Source organism: Sphingomonas sp. LC-1, assembly GCF_025371035.1.
GTDB classification, from domain to species: domain Bacteria; phylum Pseudomonadota; class Alphaproteobacteria; order Sphingomonadales; family Sphingomonadaceae; genus Sphingomonas; species Sphingomonas sanguinis_E.
On record NZ_JANZXB010000003.1, the window covers coordinates 333,441 to 354,851 of the forward strand.

At 65.5% G+C, this 21,411-nt stretch carries 24 protein-coding genes and 2 tRNA genes; 13 read left to right on the forward strand and 13 right to left on the reverse strand.

Annotated elements, in window-relative coordinates; translation table 11 throughout:
* The first annotated feature begins 136 nt into the window (after positions 1-136).
* Both NZL82_RS06440 and NZL82_RS06445 read left to right on the forward strand, forming a co-directional pair.
* Positions 137-397 carry a DUF2312 domain-containing protein gene (locus NZL82_RS06440; protein ID WP_261268946.1) on the forward strand — a complete coding sequence of 87 codons (261 nt, stop codon included), beginning with the start codon at positions 137-139 and terminating at the stop codon, positions 395-397.
* A 159-nt stretch (positions 398-556) separates the two neighbouring features.
* Positions 557-925, forward strand: coding sequence for a hypothetical protein (locus tag NZL82_RS06445; protein ID WP_261268947.1), 369 nt, complete (start codon positions 557-559; stop codon positions 923-925).
* 77 nt (positions 926-1,002) lie between these two features.
* Here NZL82_RS06445 and NZL82_RS06450 read toward each other — a convergent pair whose 3' ends face one another.
* Entirely contained in the window at positions 1,003-2,466 is a 1,464-nt protein-coding gene (locus NZL82_RS06450) for an ATP-binding protein (protein WP_261268948.1), read from the reverse strand.
* Positions 2,467-2,537: 71 nt separating this feature from the next.
* On the opposite strand from NZL82_RS06450, the gene NZL82_RS06455 reads away from it, so the two are divergent.
* From NZL82_RS06455 to ruvA, 4 genes are all read left to right on the forward strand, one after another.
* Positions 2,538-3,077 carry a DUF1003 domain-containing protein gene (locus NZL82_RS06455; protein ID WP_261268949.1) on the forward strand — a complete coding sequence of 180 codons (540 nt, stop codon included), beginning with the start codon at positions 2,538-2,540 and terminating at the stop codon, positions 3,075-3,077.
* Between the two features lie 27 nt (positions 3,078-3,104).
* Entirely contained in the window at positions 3,105-3,848 is a 744-nt protein-coding gene (locus NZL82_RS06460) for a YebC/PmpR family DNA-binding transcriptional regulator (protein WP_056437018.1), read from the forward strand.
* 98 nt (positions 3,849-3,946) lie between these two features.
* Positions 3,947-4,465: a crossover junction endodeoxyribonuclease RuvC gene (ruvC, locus tag NZL82_RS06465; RefSeq protein ID WP_261268950.1), complete on the forward strand. Its 519-nt coding sequence runs from the start codon at positions 3,947-3,949 to the stop codon at positions 4,463-4,465.
* Between the two features lie 274 nt (positions 4,466-4,739).
* Positions 4,740-5,339, forward strand: a complete 600-nt coding sequence (gene ruvA / locus NZL82_RS06470; protein ID WP_261268951.1) for a Holliday junction branch migration protein RuvA — start codon at positions 4,740-4,742, stop codon at positions 5,337-5,339.
* A 35-nt stretch (positions 5,340-5,374) separates the two neighbouring features.
* On the opposite strand, the gene NZL82_RS06475 is transcribed toward ruvA, so the two are convergent.
* Complete coding sequence (locus tag NZL82_RS06475; protein WP_261268952.1) at positions 5,375-6,268, reverse strand: 2-hydroxyacid dehydrogenase; 894 nt, start codon at positions 6,266-6,268, stop codon at positions 5,375-5,377.
* A gap of 170 nt (positions 6,269-6,438) precedes the next feature.
* Here NZL82_RS06475 and ruvB point away from each other — a divergent pair, with 170 nt between their 5' ends.
* The 3 genes from ruvB (at position 6,439) to NZL82_RS06490 (ending at position 9,566) form a co-directional block, all read left to right on the forward strand.
* A complete protein-coding gene (gene ruvB, locus NZL82_RS06480) occupies positions 6,439-7,464 on the forward strand; it encodes a Holliday junction branch migration DNA helicase RuvB (RefSeq protein ID WP_261268953.1) in 1,026 nt (341 codons plus the stop codon).
* Positions 7,465-7,615: 151 nt separating this feature from the next.
* The gene (locus NZL82_RS06485; RefSeq protein ID WP_261268954.1) at positions 7,616-8,827 is read left to right on the forward strand and encodes a toxic anion resistance protein; all 1,212 of its coding nucleotides are present in this window, start codon (positions 7,616-7,618) and stop codon (positions 8,825-8,827) included.
* A gap of 4 nt (positions 8,828-8,831) precedes the next feature.
* A complete protein-coding gene (locus NZL82_RS06490; RefSeq protein WP_261268955.1) occupies positions 8,832-9,566 on the forward strand; it encodes a hypothetical protein in 735 nt (244 codons plus the stop codon).
* A gap of 692 nt (positions 9,567-10,258) precedes the next feature.
* On the opposite strand, the gene NZL82_RS06495 is transcribed toward NZL82_RS06490, so the two are convergent.
* The gene (locus tag NZL82_RS06495) at positions 10,259-10,789 is read right to left on the reverse strand and encodes a hypothetical protein (RefSeq protein ID WP_261268956.1); all 531 of its coding nucleotides are present in this window, start codon (positions 10,787-10,789) and stop codon (positions 10,259-10,261) included.
* A 130-nt stretch (positions 10,790-10,919) separates the two neighbouring features.
* On the opposite strand from NZL82_RS06495, the gene NZL82_RS06500 reads away from it, so the two are divergent.
* Positions 10,920-11,291 carry a PRC-barrel domain-containing protein gene (locus tag NZL82_RS06500; RefSeq protein WP_261268957.1) on the forward strand — a complete coding sequence of 124 codons (372 nt, stop codon included), beginning with the start codon at positions 10,920-10,922 and terminating at the stop codon, positions 11,289-11,291.
* A gap of 52 nt (positions 11,292-11,343) precedes the next feature.
* Here the strand turns inward: NZL82_RS06500 and NZL82_RS06505 are convergent, their stop codons facing one another.
* From NZL82_RS06505 to NZL82_RS06540, 8 genes are all read right to left on the reverse strand, one after another.
* On the reverse strand, positions 11,344-11,748 hold the full coding sequence (locus tag NZL82_RS06505) for a DUF2924 domain-containing protein (protein ID WP_261268958.1): 405 nt from the start codon (positions 11,746-11,748) through the stop codon (positions 11,344-11,346).
* An 80-nt stretch (positions 11,749-11,828) separates the two neighbouring features.
* Positions 11,829-14,021, reverse strand: a complete 2,193-nt coding sequence (uvrB, locus tag NZL82_RS06510) for an excinuclease ABC subunit UvrB (RefSeq protein ID WP_261268959.1) — start codon at positions 14,019-14,021, stop codon at positions 11,829-11,831.
* A 157-nt stretch (positions 14,022-14,178) separates the two neighbouring features.
* The gene (locus NZL82_RS06515) at positions 14,179-15,345 is read right to left on the reverse strand and encodes an MBL fold metallo-hydrolase (protein WP_261268960.1); all 1,167 of its coding nucleotides are present in this window, start codon (positions 15,343-15,345) and stop codon (positions 14,179-14,181) included.
* A gap of 93 nt (positions 15,346-15,438) precedes the next feature.
* Entirely contained in the window at positions 15,439-15,840 is a 402-nt protein-coding gene (locus NZL82_RS06520; protein ID WP_261268961.1) for a DUF4345 domain-containing protein, read from the reverse strand.
* Positions 15,837-16,289 carry a DUF2721 domain-containing protein gene (locus NZL82_RS06525; protein ID WP_261268962.1) on the reverse strand — a complete coding sequence of 151 codons (453 nt, stop codon included), beginning with the start codon at positions 16,287-16,289 and terminating at the stop codon, positions 15,837-15,839. Before NZL82_RS06525 ends, NZL82_RS06520 begins: the two co-directional genes overlap by 4 nt.
* A gap of 177 nt (positions 16,290-16,466) precedes the next feature.
* Positions 16,467-16,775, reverse strand: coding sequence for a polyhydroxyalkanoic acid system family protein (locus tag NZL82_RS06530; RefSeq protein WP_261268963.1), 309 nt, complete (start codon positions 16,773-16,775; stop codon positions 16,467-16,469).
* 183 nt (positions 16,776-16,958) lie between these two features.
* A tRNA-Gly gene (locus tag NZL82_RS06535) sits at positions 16,959-17,032 on the reverse strand.
* A 43-nt stretch (positions 17,033-17,075) separates the two neighbouring features.
* Positions 17,076-17,161 (reverse strand) — tRNA-Tyr (locus tag NZL82_RS06540).
* A 170-nt stretch (positions 17,162-17,331) separates the two neighbouring features.
* Between NZL82_RS06540 and NZL82_RS06545 the strand changes: the two genes are divergently transcribed.
* Together NZL82_RS06545 and rlmB are read left to right on the forward strand one after the other, a co-directional pair.
* On the forward strand, positions 17,332-18,942 hold the full coding sequence (locus tag NZL82_RS06545; protein WP_261268964.1) for a M20/M25/M40 family metallo-hydrolase: 1,611 nt from the start codon (positions 17,332-17,334) through the stop codon (positions 18,940-18,942).
* Positions 18,942-19,685 carry a 23S rRNA (guanosine(2251)-2'-O)-methyltransferase RlmB gene (rlmB, locus tag NZL82_RS06550; RefSeq protein ID WP_261268965.1) on the forward strand — a complete coding sequence of 248 codons (744 nt, stop codon included), beginning with the start codon at positions 18,942-18,944 and terminating at the stop codon, positions 19,683-19,685. Before NZL82_RS06545 ends, rlmB begins: the two co-directional genes overlap by 1 nt.
* A gap of 358 nt (positions 19,686-20,043) precedes the next feature.
* On the opposite strand, the gene NZL82_RS06555 is transcribed toward rlmB, so the two are convergent.
* Positions 20,044-20,361: a 2Fe-2S iron-sulfur cluster-binding protein gene (locus NZL82_RS06555; RefSeq protein ID WP_261268966.1), complete on the reverse strand. Its 318-nt coding sequence runs from the start codon at positions 20,359-20,361 to the stop codon at positions 20,044-20,046.
* A gap of 57 nt (positions 20,362-20,418) precedes the next feature.
* On the opposite strand from NZL82_RS06555, the gene NZL82_RS06560 reads away from it, so the two are divergent.
* Positions 20,419-21,048 carry a DNA-3-methyladenine glycosylase gene (locus NZL82_RS06560; protein WP_261268967.1) on the forward strand — a complete coding sequence of 210 codons (630 nt, stop codon included), beginning with the start codon at positions 20,419-20,421 and terminating at the stop codon, positions 21,046-21,048.
* A 3-nt stretch (positions 21,049-21,051) separates the two neighbouring features.
* Here the strand turns inward: NZL82_RS06560 and NZL82_RS06565 are convergent, their stop codons facing one another.
* Positions 21,052-21,270: a hypothetical protein gene (locus NZL82_RS06565; RefSeq protein WP_261268968.1), complete on the reverse strand. Its 219-nt coding sequence runs from the start codon at positions 21,268-21,270 to the stop codon at positions 21,052-21,054.
* Between the last annotated feature and the right edge of the window lie 141 nt (positions 21,271-21,411).

Consider the following 21,411-nt stretch of genomic DNA (forward strand, 5'->3'; position numbering starts at 1 on the left):
CTAGACCCGCCGCCGATCCCGACATGGGGCCTGATCCGGCCGCGCCAGACCGACCTTCGCTTGATTGAGGGGGCAGGTACGGGCCGCGACATGGATTCGGTCATGCGGGCCTATCGGTATTCAGAGGGTTAAGACGATGGCGGACGACAATTACGACAGCAGCGGCAATGTGACGGCCGACGAGCTGCGCCTGCTGATCGAGCGGGCCGAGCGGCTGGAAGAAGAGAAGAAGGGCATTTCGGACGACATCAAGGACGTCTTCGCCGAAGCCAAGGCGCGCGGGTACGACCCCAAGGCGATCAAGAAGATCATGCAGATCCGCAAGAAGAAGCGTGAGGAATATCAGGAAGAGGAAGCCATCCTCGAAGTGTATATGAAGGCGCTGGGCATGATCTGATCCCGGTTTTCCGGTTTCAGAATGCGAAGGGCGGCGGGGCTAGTGCTCCGCCGCCCTTTTTGTTTGTGGCGGCGGTGGGGCGTAGCCTTCGACTTCGCTCAGGCTGAACGGGGGTGGTGCTTGATGGCGGTGGGGTGATCGGGCATGTCTTGTTTCATTATGCTGATCCTCCCTTTCGCGCTGCTTTCCGCTGCGATCGACAAGCCCTTCCCGGAACAGATGCCGATTTTTATGGAAGCGTGTCTGGGGGAGGCCGTTGATGCGGGTTACGTCAGTGACACCGAAGAAAGCCACAAATACATCTGTGCCGGAGAGGCGGCGGAAAAGCTATGGGCGTTCCTGGAGCGGTATAGGATCGAATCTTATGAGCAGGACACCCCAGAGGGCAAATGGCTGGGGCGTGAATTTCCTCTGGGGGGCTGTTTCAAGCGCGTGCGGATGCCGGATGGCAGGCCATTGGTGCCAGGACTGTCGTGCACAATCTGGGTGCCACGACTGAAGGACAAGGCTTCGGCTCCCAAGCCCTAATCTTCGCGACAATATGAAGGATTGCCCTTCCCCAACCTCCGTTCAGCCTGAGCGAAGTCGAAGGCCACGCGAACCGCTCACCCCATCTCCGCTGCCTGGGTCGTCCAGCCCAATCGCGGAATCGTGATCGACCGCTTCCCCGTCAGGTCGGTGCGGCACACGAACAGGTCGCGGCTCTCGATATAGGCGATCAGCCGCTTCACCCGGCCCAGCGAACTGGTGCCATAGGTCTCGGCGATCTTGGTATCCGGCGGGCAGGGCAGGCCCTCACGCGCCGCGCGCGCGACCAGCAGGAACGCGCCCAGCATGTCGTCGGGCAGCATCCCGGCCAGCGCCAGTGCTTCCTGCCAGTCGGGATCGTTGACGTCGAAAATCCCCGCCCGCGCGCAGGACAGGCGGCGGGCAAAGCCGTTCAGGTCGAGCGGTGGCCGGGCCAGCCCTGCCATGCGGCATCGCACCTGAAAGTCCTGGAACAGGACCGAGGCGGGGCGGAAGGTCGATTCGGGGTCCTCGACGATCGCGCGCAGCACCTGTTCATAGATCGCCTCGACTTCGCCTTCGTCCATTTCCGGCGCGGGTGGCGCGGCGGTGGTGGGCAAAGGCGGGCGGCCGAGATCGGCCATCAGTTCCTCGGCGGGCACCCGGCGCGGGCGCGGGTCGAAGGTCATGGGCAGGGTCGGTGCTTCCTCGACCGGCGCGAAGAGCAGTTCCTGCAGGTCCGGCGGCGGCGCATCGGGCAGGGGGGTCAGCTTGGGACTGCCCGAGCGGGCCGAGGTTTCGACCGCGCCGATCTTAACCGTGATCGGTCGACGCGAGACGGCGGGGCCGAGCGCCAGAAAGGTGCCGCGCGCCAGATCGCGGATCGAGTCGGCCTGCCGCCGCTCCATGCCCAGCAGGTCGGCCGCGCGCGCCATGTCGATGTCGAGAAAGGTGCGGCCCATCAGAAAGTTGGACGCCTCTGCGGCAACGTTCTTGGCGAGCTTGGCGAGTCGCTGGGTCGCGATCACGCCCGCGAGGCCACGCTTGCGCCCACGACACATTAAATTGGTCATGGCGGCGAGCGAGGCGCGGCGGACCTCTTCGGTCACCTCGCCGCCGGTGGTGGGGGCGAACAACTGCGCCTCGTCCACCACGACCAGCGCGGGGTACCAATGCTCGCGCGGGGCGTCGAACAGCGCGTTGAGGAAGGTCGCGGCACAGCGCATCTGCCCCTCAATCTCCAGCCCCTCCAGGCTTAGGACCACCGAGGCGCGATGTTCGCGAATCCGCGTGGCGAAGCGTCCGACCTCCCGCTCGGCATAGTCGCCCGCCTCGATCACGACATGGCCATAGGCCTTGGACAGGGTGACGAAATCGCCTTCGGGATCGATCACCACCTGTTGCACCTGGCCCGCCGACTTTTCCAGCAACCGGCGCAGCAGATGCGACTTTCCCGACCCCGAATTGCCCTGCACCAGCAGGCGGGTCGCCAGCAGTTCCTCAAGATCGATCGGCACCGACGAGCCACGCTCATCGGTTCCCATATCCACGCGTACCGTCATGACTCTGGCGTTTGGCCGATCAACGCCCCAAGGAGCAAGGCATTTGATTCCCTGAACGGAGCCCTTCGCCCATGGCCCTGTCGACCGCCGCCGAAATCGCCCGCCGCACGCTGGGCAAGCCCGCGCACGAACTGGATGAGGAAGAGGCCCAGGTCATTGCCGATATCGAGTCGGGCAATCTCAGCGCGCGCGACGCCGCCGATGTCGCGGACGAGACCTCGACCTGGGGCGAAAGGCTGGCGGACCGGGTCGCGGCGGTCGGGGGAAGCTGGGGCTTCATCATCACCTTCTCGGTGATCCTGCTCGGGTGGATGCTGCTGAACTCGGACGTGCTCAGCCATTTCGGGCTGGTCTTCGATCCCTATCCCTACATCTTCCTCAACCTGATGCTCTCGACGCTGGCGGCGATCCAGGCGCCGGTCATCATGATGAGCCAGAATCGGCAGTCGGCCAAGGATCGGCTGGCCGCCAGCCTCGACTATCGCACCAATTTGCGCGCCGAGATCGACATATTGCGGCTGCACCATAAGCTGGACAACGCGGTCACCGAACGGCTCGATAGTCTGGAGGCGAAGATCGACGGGTTGGCAAAGGCCCTGTCGCGGTCGTAGAGAGCGCGATCATATCAAGAGGCACCGATGGCAGGCCACAGCAAATTCAAGAACATCATGCACCGCAAGGGCGCGCAGGATAAGAAGCGCTCGGCGGCATTCTCCAAGCTCTCCCGCGAAATCACCGTCGCGGCGAAGATGGGCACGCCCGACCCGGACATGAACCCGCGTCTGCGCGCCGCCGTCAACGCGGCCAAGGCGGCGTCGATGCCCAAGGACAATATCGCGCGCGCGATCGACAAGGCTTCGCGCGGCGACGGAGAGAATTACGAAGAAGTCCGGTACGAGGGCTTCGGCCCCGGCGGCGTCAGCCTGATCATCGAGGCGCTGACCGACAATCGCAACCGCACCGCGACCAATGTCCGCACCGCGGTATCGAAGAATGGCGGCAACCTGGGTGCCGGTGGTTCGGTCAGCCATGGTTTCGATCGGATGGGCCTGATCAACTATCCCGCCAGCGCGGGCGACGCCGAAAAGGTGTTCGAGGCGGCGTTGGAGGCCGGTGCCGAAGACGTGACCTCGTCGGAAGACGGCCACGAGATCTGGACCGCGCAGGGCGATCTGCACGAAGTCGCCAAGGCGCTGGAGCCCGTGCTGGGCGAGGCGGAAGGCGCCAAGCTCGCATGGCGTCCGCAGACCATGGTCTCGGTCGACGAAGCGGCGGCGGCGACGCTGTTCAAGCTGATCGACACGCTGGACGATGACGATGACGTCCAGACCGTCTGGGGCAATTACGAAGTCTCCGACGAAGTGATGGAAAAGCTGGCCTGAACCCTGATCCTCCCCAGACAGAGTCTGGGGAGGGAAACCGCCGGGTGAAACCGGTGGTGGAGGGGCAGGACCATAGATCACCCCTCTCAAGGCGACCCATGACCGTACCCCCCGCCATCATCCTCGGCCTCGATCCCGGCCTCGGCACCACCGGCTGGGGGGTGATCGCGGTGGAGGGCAACCGCCTGCGCCACGTCGCCAACGGCCAAATCAAGACCGAGCCGTCGATGGTGCTCCCCCGCCGCCTCGCGAACCTGCACGCCGCGCTCTACGACGTGATCCGCCAGCAACAGCCCGACGGCGCGGCGGTGGAAGAGGTGCTGGGCAACAGCAATGCGCAGTCCACGCTGAAACTGGGGCAAGCGCGTGGCATCGTGTTGCTCGCGGCGGCGCAGGCGGGGCTGGTGGTCGGTGAATATCACCCCAGCATCGTCAAGAAGGCGACGGTCGGCACCGGCGGCGCGGACAAGAAGCAGGTGCAGGCGATGGTCGGCCATCTGCTGCCGGGCGTGAAGCTGACCGGCCCCGACGCGGCGGACGCGCTGGCGGTGGCGATCACCCATGCGCACCATCTGGCAAGTGCGCGGGCGATGCAGCGGCGGGCTTCGGCGGTTTAGGAATTTCGGTTCACGCGAAGCCGCGATGCCGCGAAGAAGGTGGTTTCGCGCGGAGGCGCAGAGATCGCGGAGGTGGCGACCTGTTTGGCGCATTATCCGCTTCACGCACCGATCGAGATTGTAGGGCCGCTGGCGCGGCGGGCGAAAAACCTCTGCGTCCTCCGCGCCTCCGCGCGAAAATCTATTCCTTCGCGTCATCGCGACTTCGCGTGAATCAGATTCGCGTCTCATCGAAGTGGGTGACGAAATCCCCGTTTTGTTCTAACCCTACGCCATGATCGCGCATCTCAAGGGACGTTTGGACTCCACCGGTATCGACCATGCGGTGATCGATGTCGGCGGTGTGGGCTATCTGGTCGGCGCTTCGGCGCGCACCCTGTCTGCCATCGGCCCGGTGGGCGAGGCGGCGATGCTGCATACCGAGATGCTGGTGTCGGAGGATTCGATCCGCCTGGTCGGTTTCGCCAGCGCCGACGAGCGCGACTGGTTTCGCTTGCTGACCGGCGTGCAGGGCGTGGGGTCGCGCGTGGCGCTGGCGATCCTGTCGGCGCTGGAGCCCGCCGACCTGATGCGTGCGATCGCCAGCGGCGACAAGGCGATGGTGGCCCGCGCCAACGGTGTCGGACCGAAGCTTGCCCAGCGGATCGTCATGGAGTTGAAGGACAAGGTCGGCGGGATCGTGCTGGCACCGGGATCGGGTGGCGGCATGGCCGCACCGGTCGGAGCAGGGGCCGATGCGGTGTCCGCGCTGCTCAACCTGGGCTTCCGTCCCGCCGAGGCAAGCGCGGCGGTGGCGGCGGCGGAAGAGGAATTGGGCGCGACGGCCTCGCTCGATGCGCTGGTTCGCCTGGCATTGCGCAAGGCGGCGAAGTAACGCGGGGGTCGAGGCCAAAAGGCCAAGCGCCTTCGTTAATCCAGTAACCCCGGCGGCTCCTGCCCGTCGAAATGGGCCTCCAGATTGGCGATCACCATCTGCGCCATTTCCGCCCGCCCCTCGCGTGTCGCGCTCCCCTGGTGCGGAGCGAGCACGACATGGTTCATCCGCCGCAGAGCATAGGGCACCTCGGGTTCGTCGGCGAACACGTCCAGCCCCGCCCCGGCGATCCGGTGGCTCTCCAGCGCGGCGATCAGCGCCTCCTCGTCGACCAGGCTCCCGCGTGCGATATTGACCAGCACGCCATCGGCACCCAGCCGGTCCAGCACCTCCGCATCCACCGCCCCGTGCGTCTCCGTGCCACCGGGCGCAGCGAGGATCAGCACGTCGCTCTCTTCCGCCAGTTGCGCCAGTTCGGGGACGTAGCGCCACGCCACCGGCTTGGCCGAGCGGGCAGTGTATAGGATCTCTGCGGCAAAGGGCTCGGCGCGTCTGGCGATGGCCTGGCCGATCCGCCCCAGCCCGAAAATGCCGATCCGCCGCCCCGTCGCCCGGCGGCCCAGCGGCACCGTCCAATTGCCCATCCGCAAGGCCCGGTCATTGGCGGCGATCCGCCGATCGACCGCCAGCCACAGCGCAATGGCCTGATCCGCGACATCGTCGGTCAGCGCATCGGGGGTGATCGCGATCCGGATGCCGCGTGCGGCGACGGCTTCGCGGTCGATCCCGTCGAAACCCACTCCGTGCACCGCGATGATCTGCAACGCCGGCAGTTGATCGAGCAGCGCGGCATCGACCGTCATCATGCCGCCGCCGACAATGACGCGGGCGGTCGGTGGAGGCGTGTCGCGGTGAAGCGTGAAGCGTTCGGCCAGTGCGATTTCCAGGGCGGGCGGAATGGCGGTTGCCAGAAAAATGTCCTGCGGCATGGCATCTGTTGTAGCGCGATTCTGCGGTAAGTCCGCTACCTAGGTTTGGTGCGGTCGCTGCGGCGGCTGTCCCTGTCGCCTATCCCCTGCTATGTTCGTGCAATGTTCGCTGACGTCGCCATCATCGCTTTGCTCGACAACCCCGCCGCCCGCTCGCTAGGGCAGCGCGCGTGACCGACCAAGACCGCCTTCTGTCCGCCAGCCGTCGTCCCGAGGATGTCGATGCCGCGCTCCGTCCCAAAAGCCTGGACGAGTTCGTCGGGCAGCAGGCGGCGCGCGACAATCTGCGCGTCTTCATCCAGGCGGCGCGCGGGCGCGGCGATGCGCTCGACCATGTCCTGTTCTTTGGCCCGCCGGGGCTGGGCAAGACGACGCTGGCGCAGATCATCGCGCGCGAGATGGGCGTGGGTTTCCGCGCGACTTCCGGCCCGGTCATCGCCAAGTCGGGTGACCTCGCCGCGCTGCTGACCAATCTCGAGGACGGCGACGTGCTCTTCATCGACGAGATCCACCGTCTGCAACCGGCGGTCGAGGAAGTCTTGTACCCGGCGATGGAGGACCGCGTCCTCGACCTGATGATCGGCGAGGGACCGTCCGCACGATCGGTGCGGATCGATCTGCCGCGCTTCACCCTGGTGGGGGCGACGACGCGGCAGGGGTTGTTGACCACGCCGCTTCGGGATCGTTTCGGCATTCCGGTCCGGCTGCAATTCTACACGGTCGAGGAACTGACCCGCGTCGTCACCCGTGCCGCGCGGCTGCTCGACCTGCCGATCGCCGAGGATGGCGCGATGGAGGTGGCGCGGCGTTCGCGGGGTACGCCGCGTATCGCCGGGCGGTTGCTGCGCCGGGTGCGCGACTTTGCCAGCGTTGCGGGACATGACATCGTCCATGCGGCGGCGGCGGACCAGGCGCTCAACCGGCTGGAGGTCGATGCGCTGGGGCTGGATGCGATGGACCGGCGCTATCTGACGATGATCGCCGATGTGTATCGTGGCGGCCCGGTGGGGGTGGAGACGCTCGCCGCCGGACTGTCCGAGCCGCGCGACACGATCGAGGAGGTGATCGAGCCCTATCTGATCCAGCTCGGCCTGCTCGCGCGGACGGCGCGGGGGCGAATCCTAAATGCCGGGGGGTGGAAGCATCTGGGTCTCAACCCGCCGGTCGGGTCGCAGGACGGGTTGTTCGACGCCTGAGGGGGGGCGACCGTCCTCCCAAACCTCGCTCACGCTGGACGGGGAAGGGGAAAGCCGTGCAGAGACGTCCTATAGTATTAGCCCTATAATACACTTGAACCATGCGCCCATCCCCTCCACACTAGGGGCAAGGCATTTGGAGACTTTGAGAATGGCCACGACCGCCGACACCGCGACCCAGGAAAAGGGGCTGACTCTCACGCCGCCCGATCCCGTGCCGACGGTCGCGCCGTCCCAGGCCGCCGGGCTTGTGCCCGTGGACGACAAGACGCGCAGCCAGCTCGAGCAGAAGGTCGACGGCTTCGTCGCCGAGCTGATCGCGCAGGATGTGAACAGCCCCGAATTCGGGCGCCGCGTCGATGCGATCACCGCCATGGGGCAGAAGGAAATCCGCGAGGCGGCCAGCCAGTCCAACCGCTTCCTCGACCGCCCGGTCAAGGCGATGGACGGCGAAACCGGCGTGGGCAAGGACCTGACCGAGTTGCGCCGCGTGGTCGAAAGCCTCGATCCCGGTCGGCAGGGCAATCTCTCGGCACCGCGCAAGCTGCTCGGCATCCTGCCCTTCGGCAACAAGATGCGCGACTATTTCGACGGCTATCGCTCGTCGCAGACGCATATCGCCGCGATCCTGAAGAGCCTGTCCTCGGGCCGTGACGAACTGCTGATGGACAATGCCGCGATCGATACCGAGCGGGCGAACCTCTGGTCGGCCATGGGGCGGCTGGAGCAGATGATCCATCTGTCCAAGACGATGGACGCCAAGCTGGAGGATACGGCCAACGAGCTGGATCACACCGATCCCGCCAAAGCCAAGGCGATCCGCGAGACCGCCTTGTTCTACACGCGCCAGCGGACTCAGGACCTGCTGACCCAGATGGCGGTCACGGTGCAGGGCTATCTGGCGCTCGATCTGGTCAAGAAGAACAATGTCGAGCTGGTGAAGGGCGTCGACCGCGCCTCGACCACCACCGTCTCGGCTTTGCGCACCGCGGTCACCGTGGCGCAGGCGCTAGCCAATCAGAAGCTGGTGCTCGACCAGATCACCGCGCTCAACTCGACCACCGCCAACATCATCGATTCGACCGGCAAGCTGCTGCGCAGCCAGACCGCGCAGATTCACGAGCAGGCGGCGGCCTCGACCATCCCGCTGGAGACGCTGCAACGCGCCTTCCAGAATATCTATGACACGATGGACGCGATCGACAGCTTCAAGCTGAAGGCACTCGATTCGATGAAGACCACCGTCACGACGCTGGGCAACGAGGTCGAGAAGTCGAAGGGCTATATCGCGCGGGCCGAGGGGGCGCAAAACCCGCAACTGACCGGCGGCGCATCGTCGTCGTTCAAGCTGGAGGCGCTGTAAGCCCGTGACCACACCCCGCTCGAACGAGGTCGATGCCCAGATCGAGCGTGCGCGCGAAGTGATGGCGCGCATCTCGCAGGATTATCGCGGCACTGCGCAGCAGACCGTCAAGCGGGTGCGACGCCGCGCCCGCTCGGCCGTGCAGCGGGTGATCCTGATCGCTATCGCCAATGCCGCCATCCTGATCGCGGCGATGGTGACGGGCCTGATCCTGCCGGGCGGCATCGGCATTTTCGGGGCACTGGCTGCGATGATGCTGATGATCGCGGTGACGCTTGCCATCGCCCTGGCCCCCGCCGCGCGCGCGCCGACCCCGGCCAAGCTGGCGCAGGTTGATATCAAGGCGTTGCCCGCGCAGACCGAACGCTGGCTGGAGGCGCAGCGCCCATTGCTGCCCGCGCCCGCCGTGCAACTGGTCGACCGAATCGGCCAGCGGCTCGACACGCTGTCGCCGCAACTGGCGGGGGTCGACAATGACACTGCCGAGGCAATGGAGGTCCGTCGCCTGATCGGGGAACAACTCCCCGCCTTTCTACGCGACTATGAGCGGGTGCCCGAGCCGTTGCGCCGGGTCGAGCGCAATGGGCGGACGCCGGACGCGCAGCTGGTCGACGGATTGAAGCTGATCGAACAGGAGATTGGCGACATGACCCAGCGTCTGGCCCAGGCCGACCTCGATAGCCTTTCGACGCGCGGCCGCTTCCTGGAAATGAAATATCGCGAGGAAAAGACGGACTGACGCACCGCCCAGGCCGGAATTCGGCTGAGGGGGCGCTGACACGTCACTCCGGTCGCGGCTTAAGTGGAGCCCGGCCTTTGCCGGGGTGGTGCGTCGGGCGAATGCCAGGGCAAGTTCCGCAACGATCCTCGGCGAGAGGGGAGGGGATCGTGCGAAGCGCCGAACGGCGTTTGGCCAAATTCCTCTCTGGCGCGATACCCCCCCCCGTCGGACATGCGGCGCGTCCTGCGAGGTGAAGAAGGGCATGAATGTCGATTGGCCCGGAAGTCGGAATGTCGCCCGAAGACCTCAGCCTATGCGGGGGTGGCATCTATGGCGTGCCTTACCCCCCAAATGAAAAGAGGCTGCCGGGGCGTCATCACGACGACCCGGCAACCCCTAAACATGGTCAGCGGCCGGAGAGCTCCAGCCCGGGAGACCATGCGGGCCTCATGACATCCAGATGCGACCGTTGATTGGGGGAAAATACCCCCCGACCGCATCCATCAATGTCAGAGACCGGCCCCCCGAACGAACTGAACCGACCCCCTTGCTGAACCATGAGACATCGGATCACCTCCTTTCGCTAGTGGATAGCCAACGCGCCCTTTCAAAGTGCGCAATCGCAATGTGCGTAGTCGGAAAGCGATAAACAAGACTTGTAATGCAACGATGTTTGTCCGAGCATCTTGCGCCCGCCAAACGGCCGGGACTCATCCCCGACAATCTTCGATCACACGCCCGATCTCGGCATAAGCGGGAATGACCAGCGGCATGTGGCCGCTCTGCTCGACGGTGAACCGCCCCCGGCTGAACGCCATGGCGTCGAGCAGCGAATCATTGGCGGCGATTGTCGTTTCCGCGCCGGTCGCAGCCGCGCGCAGGGTCAGCGTCCGGGTCAGGCTGGAAGTGCGAATCGTGACCGCCCCGGCGACCGCAGCCGGACGATCGAGCCGGATCTGCCGCGCGCGCGGATCGCAGCTCAGCGAAAGCCGGGGCATACCCGCCGCGCCGAACACCGCGACCGAGCCTTGCGCGGTCCGCTGATACCGCCAGTCGCCAGGCGTAAGCGGCCAGTCGCGCCAATCCGCACCCAGAACGGCGCGCGGCGCGGGCAGGGCGGGCTGTGGCGCGGTCCGTGCGGGCGGCGGCGCCTCGGGACGCGGCGTGGCGGGGATACAGCCGGACAGGGCGGCGGCCACGACCATCGTCGGGGCTAGGGAAGCAAGGGACAGGCGACGCATCGCGCCCAGCCTATGGGCAAGCGCGCCGCGCGGCTCAACCCCATGCTGCGGCGGACCGTGCCGATGCGGCGGGCATCGGAACCGGGCCTCGCTCTGACGGGTTTGGATGGGCGATAAACGGAGATTAAGAATGGCCGATCACGACACGCCGACCCTGATCCTGGTTCAGTCCAATGTCTCGGGTACGTTGAAGCTGGAAAGCCGCGATGGCGACACGATCGGCGCGGTCCATGCCTTCATGGTCCATAAGCGCTCGGGCCGCGCGACCCATGCGGTGCTGGCGCTGGGCGGATTCCTGGGCATGGGCAAGAGCTTCTATCCCGTGCCGTTCAGCCTGTTGCAGTTCGATCCGGTGGGCGACCAATATGTCATCACCGTCGATCGTCGCCTGCTGGAGGGCGGACCGAGCTGGGCCAACAATGCGCCTGTGTTCGACCAGGCTTATGCGGATCGCGTCGCCGGATATTATGGCGTCGGCACCGAGAATCTGAGCATGGGTTGAACGGCCACATGCCAATAGCTTCGGGTTCGTGACTGGGGGCCGTCCACACCCGTCACCATCTTTTCGGAAGGTTACCCAGTCGACGCCATGTCTCGTCACCCGGTCTTTTGACGGACCAGAACATCAGACCATTGACGTTGGTCGATGTGACGGCCTTTGCCGCCGCCGAGGCCGAAGAATGCGCAAGACCGCTTGCGTCGGTCAACTGACCGCTCTGGATTGTCGCTTCATGCGTCCGGCCCTTGTACTGCGCGCGAAGCTGCGTGCCGTTGGGCATCCATCGACCGCTGAGATAGCATCCCTCCTCCTCTTGACCTGTACCAGTGATCGCCTCTGACGCCTCGCCCGCTGGCAAGTTCAACAAAGCGCGGAGCACATCATTGTAGCTGTGCGCTTCATCGCGTCGCAGGGCGGTCAGTGCCTTCCACACGGCGAAATCCACATCAATGCTCTGCATGTCGATCCTTTCGGCGTGCAGGATAGCATCGGCATGCGATCGATCAATAGCACTAATAGTACTATTTTGTAGCAGGTGCGTCAGTTCGCTTTGCGCCCGCTGGCGAACTTCTTGCTCTTCCCGAACCGCGTCTTGCGCGTCCCCGGCTTGCCCTCGTTGGAGCGGCCCATGATCGGGGCTTTCTGCTCGTGGACGGGCAGGCCCAGTTCTTCATTCTCCAACTGCCGGATTTCGTCGCGCAAGCGGCCCGCTTCCTCGAATTCGAGGTCGGCGGCGGCCTTGCGCATCTTCTTTTCGAGTTCCTCGATATAGGCGCGCAGATTGTGGCCGACCATATGCGGACGGTCCTCGTCGATCGGCACGGTCACCTGATCGCCCGACGCCACATGCGCGATGATGTCGCCGATCTGGCGGCGGATCGTCTGCGGTGTGATGCCATGTTCGGCATTATAGGCCATCTGCTTCTCGCGACGCCGTGACGTCTCCGACATGGCGCGTTCCATCGATCCGGTGATCCGGTCGGCATAGAGGATCACGCGGCCATCGACGTTGCGCGCCGCGCGCCCGATCGTCTGGATCAGCGAGGTTTCGGAGCGCAGGAAGCCTTCCTTGTCGGCGTCGAGGATCGCGACCAGCCCGCATTCGGGAATATCCAACCCCTCGCGCAGCAGGTTGATGCCGATCAGTACGTCATAGACGCCCAGCCGCAAGTCGCGGATCAGCTCGATACGCTCCAGCGTCTCGACGTCGGAGTGCATGTAGCGGACCTTGATCCCCGCCTCGTGCATATATTCGGTCAGGTCCTCCGCCATCCGCTTGGTCAGCGTGGTGACGAGGGTGCGATAGCCGAGCTCGGTCGTCTTGCGCGCCTCGATGATCAGGTCCTGAACCTGTTCCTCGACCGGCTTGATCTCGACCGGCGGATCGATCAGGCCGGTGGGGCGGATGACCTGTTCGACAAAGACGCCGCCTGTCTGCTCCATTTCCCAATTGCCGGGCGTGGCCGAGACGCTGACCGTCTGCGGGCGCATCGCGTCCCATTCGTTGAAGCGCAACGGCCGGTTGTCGATCGCGGAGGGCAGGCGGAAGCCATATTCGGCCAGCGTGATCTTGCGCCGATGGTCGCCGCGCGACATGCCGTTGATCTGGCCGATGGTGACATGGCTCTCGTCGACGAACAGCACCGCATTTTCGGGGAGATACTCAAACAGGGTGGGCGGCGGCTCGCCGGGCAGGCGACCGGTCAGGAAGCGGCTGTAATTCTCGATGCCGTTGCAGCTGCCCGTGGCGGCGATCATCTCCAGGTCGAAATTGGTCCGCTGCTCCAGCCGCTGGCGCTCCAGCAGCTTGCCCTCGATTTCCAGCTCCTTCAGCCGTTCGGTTAGCTCGAATTTGATCGCCTCGACCGCCTGCTTCATCGTCGGGCCCGGCGTCACATAGTGGCTATTGGCGTAGATGCGCACCGAGTTGAGATGCGCGACCTTCTTGCCGGTCAGCGGGTCGAACTCAACAATCTCCTCGATTTCGTCCCCGAAGAACGAGATACGCCAGGCCGAATCCTCATAATGCGACGGGAAGATTTCAAGATTGTCGCCCTTCACCCGGAAATTGCCGCGCATGAAGGCGGCGTCGTTGCGCTTGTACTGAAGCGCGACGAGCTTGCGGATGATCTCGCGCTGGTCGACGCTCTGACCCTTCTTCAGGTCGAAGATCATCGCCGAATAGGTTTCGACCGAACCGATACCATAGAGGCACGACACCGAGGCGACGATGATGACGTCGTCGCGCTCCAGCAGCGCGCGCGTCGCCGAGTGGCGCATCCGGTCGATCGACTCGTTGATCGAGCTTTCCTTCTCGATATAGGTGTCGGACCGGGGCACATAGGCCTCTGGCTGGTAATAATCGTAATAGCTGACGAAATATTCGACCGCGTTGTTGGGGAAAAAGTTCTTGAACTCCCCATAGAGCTGCGCCGCCAGGATCTTGTTGGGCGCCAGGATCAGCGCGGGGCGTTGCAACTCCTCGATCACCTTGGCCATGGTGAAGGTCTTGCCCGAGCCGGTGACGCCCAGCAGGACCTGGTCCTTGTCGCCCGCGCGCGCCGCGGCGGTCAGTTCGCGAATAGCGGCCGGCTGGTCGCCATTGGCGGTATAGTCGGTGACCAACTCGAAACGCTTGCCCCCTTCGGCCTTTTCGGGGCGCGACGGACGGTGGGGGATGAAGCTGACCCCGGTTTCGGGCTCATCGAGGGTGGTGCGGATCTGGATCGCCATGGGGGGAATATGGGTCCGGTTGCGCTTTTGTTCCAGTGGTTCCGGCATTGGGGCGTGGGCTTCGACTTCGCTTAGCCTGAACGGGCGTTTGCATCCCGCTCTATTCTTACCCGCCGTTCAGCCTGAGTGCAGTCGAAGGCCAAGGGAGTCCCTTGGCCTATCGCAAAGCCCGAACCTGCGGCGTGTCGAGGCAAGCCTTCATCGTGGCATCGCCTGTCCGCCCCGCGCCCGCCGCGCGGAAAGGCGCGATTTCCACCGGCTCACCCAGCCGAACCGCCGCAAACTGCCCCTGCGCGCCCGAGCACCGCATCGCCGCATCAAGCAGCTTGGGCGGCGTGTCATAGGCCTCATAGGAGAGACGGAACGTCCCCCAATGGATCGGGATCGCGGTCGAAGCGCCCAGCCGCTCGAAAATCTGTACCGCCTGTGGTGGGCCGATATGGCTCCCTGCCGACATCTGCCCAGGCACGAAGCGGAATGCGCCGATCGGCAACAGCGCCAACCGCACCGGACCGAGCTTTGCCGCTTCCTCGGGCCAGCGTCCGTCGCCCATGCCGGTGTCCCCCGCAAAGAAGATGTTCCCGCCCGGCAGCTTCACGACGAAACTCGACCAGAGCGCCCGATTGCGGTCGGCGAACCAGCGGCTGCCCCAATGATGGTTGCGGGTCACGACCACCGACACACCCGGCCGGATCGCCTTTTCGCGCCCCCAGTCGAGCGCGATGGCGGGGACACCGACCTGTCCGATCACGCTGTCATTGCCCAGGCTGGTGACGACCAGCGGCCGGTCGCGCTGCCAAAGCTTTTTCAGCGTCGCCTGGTCGAGATGGTCATAATGATTGTGGCTGATGACGACGAGATCGATCCTGGGGAGATCGTCGAACGCCACGCCCGGCTGCGCGACCCGTTTGGGGCCGAAGCCGAAGGGACCGGCCCGCTCGGCATAGATGGGGTCGGTCAGGATGTTGAGGCCCTGGGTCTGCACCAGCACCGTCGCGTGCCCGATCCAGGTCGCGACCATGCGCTGTCCCTGAACCCGTGCCTCGGGTCGGGAGGGGCGGACCGGCACCGTTTCGGGCCAGACGGGGCGTCCGTCGTCACCGGTCAGTTGCCGCCAAAGAAACCCGCTCCGCCCGCCGCGCGACGGCATCCGAAAGGTGTCGGCATCGCCATCGGGGTTGAAGAAGCGCTTTCCGTCATAATGGCCGCTCTCCGGCCCTTCATAATAGAGGCGATCGAGATAATGCGGCACGATCGTCGCGGCGAGGCCGATGAGTATCAGGATCAGGGCGAGCCCCTTGGCGATCCATCGCACAACTCTCATGCGATGATCGGCCGCCCAGCCTGGCCGATAGCCGATATGCCGCCGGTGGGGGAAAAGGCCCGGTGGGAAACGCGCATCTCGAAGCTCCTGAAATCAGCGATAGATACGCGAAACGCGACCCTGCCACAGCATAAGAAGCGGGACGACGCCCAGTTCCATGGTCAATCCCAGCTGATGCCCGATCGAGGGCGCACCGACCATGGCCCAGGACAGTGCCCGCGCCAGCCCGCCCGCGACGACGAGCAGGCCGAGCAGGCGGAACCGCGCGCCCTTTCGCTCGATCGCGGGGATGCAGGTGACGAAGGCCAGCCCCAAGCCCAGAAATATCCCCGAGACATAGCGGAACTGGCTGTCCAGATCGGTGGGTATGGCAGGCGGATGACCCAGCCAGCCGGGCCCCTTCGCCACGCTGATCCCCCCGATCGACAGCGGCACCAGACAGGCAACCGCGACGACCAGTTGCAGCAGCAGCCGTTCGGTCCTGGCGCCGATCAATCCAGGATTTCCTTGCGCACATGGATCGCACGCAGCGAAATTCGGACCTCGATCATGAAGGCGATCAGGCACAGGATCAGCAGGGTCACCGCCATGATGAAGGCCAGCGCGATCCAGGTTCCGATGTGGAATTTGCCGAGATTGGCGATGAACAGGACCGCGATGACGATGCACGCCATGACCGCGCTCGACACCGCCAGGAAGAGCGCGGCGTTGATGATCGACATACGCCGGTCGAGCAGCCGCAGCTCCCATTTGTGGCGCAACCGCTCCGGCCCGTCATCGAGCTTGTGGATCATCATTTCCAGCCCGCGTGCCCGGTCGATGACCCGCGCCAGCCGCCCGGCGAGCACGTTCAGCAACTGCCCGATCGCGGCGAGCATGAAGACGGGGGCCAGCGACAACTGGATGGTCTGGGCAATGGTGGTGACGGCGGGAAGGGTGGGCATCGCCGGAAATGGTGGCGTGTCGCGCCGCACCCGGCAAGAGGGAAGTGCTGTTCCGCATCGGGCCTTTTGTCCGCCGACTCCCGTGGAACTTGTGCGACCTGGCCCGGTTCGGCCTCCGCCCGACGGAGCATCCCTTCCTGCCCTGCAAGGCGGGAAGGGCGCGAGTGTCGGCCGGTTTCAGGCCTTGGAGAGCATCTTTTCGGCGCTGGTCTTCACGAACTCGCCGATCGGGCCGGCCATCATCGACAGCATCATCGGAATCGCGACCGTGCCGGTGATCGCGCCGTCGCCGATCGCCATATCGGCCTTCACCGTCTGCCCCATGGCGATGATGGTCAGCATCAGCCGGTCGTCGGCCGGCCATTCGGACGTCACCTGACCGCCGCCGGGAATCTTGGACTCCAGCTTGGGCAACCCCTGTTCGATGCGGCGGCGCGCCTCGGCACGACCCAGTTCATGGGGAATGTCGAAATTGACCGATGCCATATCCCGTAACTCTTTCTGTTCCGACGCCAATAGGACGCGGCGGATGACGCGTATTGACGTAAGCGTCAAGGCGCGGACCCGCATTATCAAGGGGTTGCGGGCTTGGCCATCCGGCGCGCGATGGCGCTAAATCTTCCCGCTGGACACAAGCCCCCGCGCATTCAGCGTGATGTACTGTAGTGATGGAGCGGGTAACGGGAATCGAACCCGTGTATTCAGCTTGGAAGGCTGCTGCACTACCATTGTGCTATACCCGCTCATATCCGGCGCCGTAATCGGACCCTAGCCGATAGGCGGGGATGGTGGAAGGGACTGGATTCGAACCAGTGTACGCTCACGCGGGCAGATTTACAGTCTGCTGCCTTTAACCACTCGGCCACCCTTCCGGGGTGTCGCTCCACCGGAGCGAGGCGGGCCCAATGCCGAAGCTGGGCGCGGCTGTCAACGCCGTTTTGTGCGTTTTTGCGCGGACCCCGGATGATCCGCTTGCTTGCATGTCCGGCGATCGGGACATAGCCTCTGTCCCATAACGAAGTTTCCGGGGAATCCATCACCTATGCGCGTTTGCTTGCTCGCCGCCGTCGCGGCGGTCGCCCTCATGCCTGTTGCCGCCGCCGTTGCGCAGGATCGCGGCGCCGCCAATCGCCTGATCGACGAGGGCATGAACCATAGCCAGGTGATGCAGACCGCCGAGCATCTGACCGATGTGATCGGTCCGCGCATGACCAACAGCCCCGCGATGCGCACCGCAGAAGGGTGGACCGCCGAGCAGTTCGCCAAATGGGGCCTGAAGAACGTCCATAAGGAAGGCTTTGCGTTCGGGCGCGGCTGGTCGATCGAGCGGGCGAGCGTACGGATGGTGTCGCCCCGTCCGCTGCAACTGACCGCCATCCCGATCGCCTGGACGCCCGCGACCAATGGCGCGGTCACCGCCCCCGTGATCGTCGCGCCGATGAAGCGCGAGCGGGATTTCGACAAGTGGCGCGGCCAGTTACGCGGCAAGATCGTCATGGTCTCGATGCCCGGGACCGGAGACGAACCCGGCTCCGCGCCCTTCCGTCGCCTGACCGGCGAGGACATTGCCAAGCTCGACCTCTACGTCCAGCCCGAGCACGACCCCGAAAGCGCCGATCGCCGGATGAAGCGGCTCGACTTCGCGCAGAAGCTGGATGCGTTCCTAAAGGCGGAAGGGGCGGTCGCCTATGTCACGCAGAGCTATCGCGACGGCAAGCTGCTGCACGGCGAGGGCTATCTGTTCGGGCGCGGCGAAACGCCGGCGGTGCCGGGCATCGAACTGGCGGCGGAGGATTTTCGCCGCCTCGCGCGGCTGGCCAAGCTGGGCCCCGCACCGACGATCGAGGTGCTGAGCGACGTCCGCTATGACGACAGCGACGAGAATGCCTACAACATCATCGCCGAAATCCCCGGCACCGATCCCAAGGCGGGCTATGTGATGGCCGGCGCGCATCTCGACAGCTGGGTCGCGGGCGACGGCGCGGCCGACAATGCGGCGGGCAGCGCGATGGTGATGGAGGCCGCGCGCATCCTCGCCGCCACCGGCCAGCGGCCCCGGCGCACCATCCGCTTCGCGCTCTGGTCGGGCGAGGAGCAGGGCATTCTCGGCTCGATGGCTTATGTCGAGCAGCATCTGGCGACGCGCGGACGACCGGGCGATGCGCCGCAGACGGGCCTGAAGCGCTATTATGGCTGGACCAATCGCTGGCCGATCACGCCCAAGCCGGGTTACGGTGATCTGGCGGCCTATTTCAACATCGACAATGGCTCGGGCAAGCTGCGCGGCCTCTATGCCGAGAACAACCCGGCGGCGGTGCCGATGCTGAAGGAATGGCTGTCGCCCTATGCCTCGCTGGGGGCGGGCAATGTCGTGCAGCGGACGACGGGCGGCACCGACCATGTCTTCATGCAGGCGGTCGGCGTGCAGGGTTTCCAGTTCATCCAGGACCCGCTGGATTATGGCAGCCGCATCCACCACAGCTCGGCCGATACCTTCGACCATTTGAAGGGCGAGGACATGCGTCAGGCGTCCGTGGTGCTCGCGGGGGTCTTGCTCGCGGCGGCGAATGCGGACAAGGCGTTGCCGCGCCCGCCGGTTCCGACCCAACCGGCGACGACCAAGCCCTTTGACTACACGGATACCAACGACTGATGGCACGCCGAGGACATCGCCCCAGCCAAGCCTCCGCCAACCGCCCGCGCTTCTGGGGGCGGCATGCGGTGACGGCGGCGCTCGCCAACCCCAACCGCACGGTGCGCAAGATCTGGGGCACGCGTGAGGCGCTGGCCGCGCTCGACCTGCCGCCCGTGGTGCCGATCACCTATGCCGATGCGGCCGATCTGGGGCGCCTAGTCCCCTCCGACGCGCCGCATCAGGGGCTGGTGGCCGAGGTCGATCCGCTGGAGGATATCTGGCTGGGCGATCTGTTGCATGAAGGACAGGACGATCAGCGGCCGCTGGTGGTACTCGACCAGGTGACCGATCCGCACAATGTGGGCGCGATCCTGCGCTCGGCCGCCGCCTTCGACGCGCTGGGCATCGTGACCCAGGATCGGCACGCGCCACCCGAATCGGGCACGGTCGCGCGCTCGGCCAGCGGTGCCCTGGAGACGGTGCCGTGGACTCGCGTGGTGAACCTCGCCCGCGCGCTGGAGGAAATTGCGGAGGCGGGCTTCTGGCGGATCGGCCTGACCGGCCATGCCAACCAAACACTGGCGCAGGCGATGGGGACGCAGCGCATTTGCATCGTGCTGGGCGCGGAAGGCGAGGGGATGCGCCAGAATACCGAGGCGCATTGCGACGAGCTCGCCAAGCTGCCGATCAGCTCGAAGGTGGAGAGCCTGAACGTCTCCAACGCAGCGGCGATCGCGCTGTACGCGGTGGCGGCGCGGTGATTTTCGGGGCGGTGGGTTGGTCCTGCTGCCTTTCTTGATCGCGCAGAGCGTGTGTTGGTGGTGAGCGCCCAGCCTGAAGGGGGTTTGTAGCTCTGGCCGATTGGACGGTAGCCGCCACTCCCACCCTCCGTTCGGCCTGAGCGAAGTCGAAGGCCATGGGACGCAGGTTCGCGCGGAGACGCGGAGATGGCGTGTCCGGCCGTAAGGCCAGTCCGCTATCACCGCTGCAGCCTGGTCTTCCGGTCGTAAGGCGGGGTTCGATCGCAGCGCACCGGACATCTCCGCGCCTCCGCGTCTCCGCGTGAAAAAAAGGGCGGGGCCGAAACCCCGCCCTCCGACGTTTACGGGAAATGCCCGATCAATCCTCGGCCGCGATCCGCACCCGCATCCCGTCCTGCGCGTCGCCGAACGGCAACTGGCACGACAGGCGCGACGTCGCATTTCGGTCGCTGGTCGAATCGAGCAGGTCGTCCTCGTCCGGCCCGATCGCAGGCAGCGAGCCGGCGAAATCGGGATCGACATGCACATGGCAGGTCGCGCAGGAACAGCACCCGCCGCACAACGCCAGCAATTCGTCCACCCCGGCGTCGCGGATGACCTCCATCACCGACAGACCGGCCTCGCCGTCGATTTCGCGTTCTTCCCCGTCGCGCGTCACGACGATAAGCTTGGGCATGTCCATTCTCCTTGTCGGTCGCGGTCTTGCCGGGCCAGAACGCGCGGATCAAGCATCATGGGGCTGAGCGCCGAACAGATTCGCGAAAGCATGGATGCGCTGGCCGCATCTTCGCCCGCCATCGCCGCCGCGCTGGACCGGATCGGCTATCCCGCACCGCGAATCCGGGCGCGCGGCTATGCGACACTGGTCCGCACCATATTGGGCCAGCAGGTATCGGTCGCCTCGGCGGATGCGCATTGGCGGCGGCTGAACGAATTGCTGGGCGATGCCAGCGACCCGACGCGGATGCACGGCGTCACCGACGAGGAACTGCGCGGTGCGGGCATCTCGCGGCAGAAGGCCGGCTATCTGCGCAGCCTGGCGGACGAGGTGACGAGCGGACGCCTGAACCTGGCGGACCTGCCCGAGGACGATGAAGAGGCGATTGCGCAACTGGTCGCGGTGAAGGGGATCGGCCGCTGGTCGGCGGAGGTCTATCTGCTGTTCGCGGAGGGGCGGACCGACATATGGCCGGCGGGCGATCTGGCGGTGCAGATCGAAATGGGCCGGATATTGGGCCATGACGCGCGCCCTTCGGAAAAGCTGGTCCGCGAACTCGCCGAGGCCTTTCGCCCGCACCGAAGCGCCTTGGCGATCTTCACCTGGCACCATTATGGAGCGGGAGCCGACGCCGCGCCGGTCTGACGCCTATCGTTCGGAGCGTCCTGGCCCGTGGCGAGTCGCAACACCGACCAGGATCGCAGTGGAAAGCAGGATCGAGGAGACCAGCCCGCCGATCGCGAGCAGGCCGCTACTCGTCACCTCGACCTTGGCGCGAAGGCGCAGACGGCGTCCGGCCGCCAGGCGCAACACCGCCTTTTGCGACGTCGTGGCCCGCCGGGGCGCGAGTTGGGTGTCTTGGGTCATCGCGCCACAACGCGCTCGACGGGGCAGGGGTTCAGGCGGGCCGATCGGGCAAGGCCATTCGACCAATGCGACATCGGATGACGTCGGGGGGCGAACTACGCCAAGCACCGCCGGTCCGACCGCAATCGGCATCGAACCGAA